This is a genomic window from Rahnella sp. PAMC25617 (assembly GCF_050606005.1).
GTDB lineage: Bacteria > Pseudomonadota > Gammaproteobacteria > Enterobacterales > Enterobacteriaceae > Rahnella > Rahnella variigena.
In genome coordinates, this window is record NZ_JBOCUM010000279.1 from 1 (window position 1) to 247 (window position 247).

General features: G+C 46.2%; 1 pseudogene. It reads right to left on the reverse strand.

Features of this window, described 5'->3' with window-relative positions:
- Nucleotides 1-247: pseudogene (locus ACM615_RS24355) on the reverse strand (F0F1 ATP synthase subunit beta); the annotation flags it as partial.

Sequence of the window (247 nt, forward strand, 5' to 3'; positions counted from 1 at the left end):
AGTAGGAACAGAAATAGGCTGACCTAAGTCTCTTACTTCCATGCCACGAACCATCCCTTCAGAGGAGTCCATTGCAATAGTTCTCACTCGATCTTCGCCCAAGTGCTGTTGAACTTCCATTACGACCACTTGGCCATTTTCTTTGGTAACTTCTACCGCGTCAAGGATGTTAGGCAGTTTACCGCCTTCAAAGGAAACGTCCACTACGGGCCCGATCACTTGAGTTATCTTTCCAATATTTGCCATT